Genomic DNA, 1,602 nt, shown 5'->3' with positions numbered 1-1,602 from the left:
TACCACTGCGGAGTGGTAGTTCAGTTGGTTAGAATACCGGCCTGTCACGCCGGGGGTCGCGGGTTCGAGTCCCGTCCGCTCCGCCACTTATTTGAAAGCCCTGCTAGAAATAGCAGGGCTTTTGTCGTTTTAGAGTCTGTCATTTTCCCTTCCAAGAGAAGTCATACCAATCTGGAAAATTAACTGGTCAGGTCTATCCACTTTTCGAGCATATTTTGGAGACTCTTTTGGATCAATTCAAAACCGATTCTATGCATCGTAGACTTTGAAGGTGATGTCGTCGTAATCCGTAAAAGATTGGTTGGCTAAATAGCGTTGCCTCAATCAACGCCATACTTGTTCGATAGGGTTTAGCTCTGGAGAATAGGGTGGAAGTTTGATGACACTGACATTTTAAAGTCATTGGCAATTTCTTCTGTATGCCATCCTGCGCCATCCATTACAACGACGGCGTGACGTCCTTCCTCCGTGACTGCCAATATTTGTTTTAAGTGCTCTATCATGATGTCTTTATTAACCCAGGGACAATGATAGCCTCACTAATTCCTTTTCTGGGACAGACTGAACCGAACAGATAAGCATACACAAATTGTTATTGCTTCACGGCTCTTGGGCGAGTTGCTTTTTCAGCCTATAAGCATGTTGTCGTGTTTTTTGCCAAAATCTGGCTTCGTCCTGAAACCAGACATCAACATACTCTAAAGCTATATGTTCTGGGAACTTAAGGATCGTTTCGATTTTGAATTTTTTCAAATCCTCCTGTGCTTGGCTTTTCTTGCCGCCCTTTTAGCCCCTCTTCAAGAAAGCTTTGGACCAACTTATTGACACTGGTTCGGCTTACCTTGAGAAACTTGGCGATTTGTGTATGTGAGTGTCCATCTTTGAAATGATCAAGGGTCAGTGGCCTCATTTTCATCTGAATGGATTTTTGCTGACTTGCGAGTTTTTTAAAGTCGATATTATTGAGGCTGTCCATAGCGAATCAGTTCTGTTGTTGGACATCCTCAATTGGATCATGTTTTTACTTAGATTGGTATTACTTGTCTGTTGAGTGGTGCTCATTGGCGTGGGTGGAGAAAAGCCAAAAAACGATAAGGGTCAAACTGTAGCGAGTGGTTTAAGAGAGAGGGGCTGGGTTTGTAGTTAATTTAATACGTGTTGATGGTTATGGATAAATGGCAGGCAATAAAAAGCCGACAGTAAACTGTCGGCTTGATAATGTTGTTACTGGTTAGTCGTGCTGAACCAGCATCAGAGCTTTACGAGAGACTTCATGAGCTGCTTTGGTTAGATTTTGCTTCTCTAGTGTGTCTGCTAGGAAAGCATAATCAGATACGTCTGAGCGAAGTTTTAGAGCTATTTCAAAGTGCTCCTGAGCTTGTTGCCATTTCTCTTGACGGAAGTAGAAGTGTGCTAGAGCGCTGTGTGCCGCTGCGTTGTCAGCTTCTTTCTTTACTACGCCTTCTAGGAAGACTACTACAGGATGGATATCTGGTAGGTTTAAGTCTGGCAGTAGTTGGTAAAGTTCTGGTTCAGGCTGCTTTTTCAGTGCTTCTTTTAGTACGGTAAAGGCTTCGGTATCGGCTTTACGAGCGATAAGCT

At 43.4% G+C, this 1,602-nt stretch carries 2 protein-coding genes, 1 tRNA gene and 1 pseudogene; 1 reads left to right on the top strand and 3 read right to left on the bottom strand.

The genetic code is table 11. The features are described from left to right. The first annotated feature begins 9 nt into the window (after positions 1-9). Positions 10-86, top strand: a tRNA-Asp gene (locus R7O12_RS24305). Positions 87-324: 238 nt separating this feature from the next. Here the strand turns inward: R7O12_RS24305 and R7O12_RS27335 are convergent. The 3 genes and pseudogenes from R7O12_RS27335 to R7O12_RS24295 all read right to left on the bottom strand — a co-directional run. Continuing rightward, positions 325-387: pseudogene (locus R7O12_RS27335) on the bottom strand (transposase); the annotation flags it as partial. Positions 388-721: 334 nt separating this feature from the next. Then, positions 722-976: a helix-turn-helix domain-containing protein gene (locus R7O12_RS27330; protein ID WP_411913092.1), complete on the bottom strand. Its 255-nt coding sequence runs from the start codon at positions 974-976 to the stop codon at positions 722-724. Between the two features lie 255 nt (positions 977-1,231). After that, the coding region (locus R7O12_RS24295; RefSeq protein WP_411913091.1) for a heme biosynthesis protein HemY at positions 1,232-1,602 on the bottom strand (371 nt) is incomplete at its 5' end.

Source organism: Vibrio sp. Vb1574, from assembly GCF_033338675.1.
This window is presented reverse-complemented; position numbering and strand designations above follow the sequence as displayed.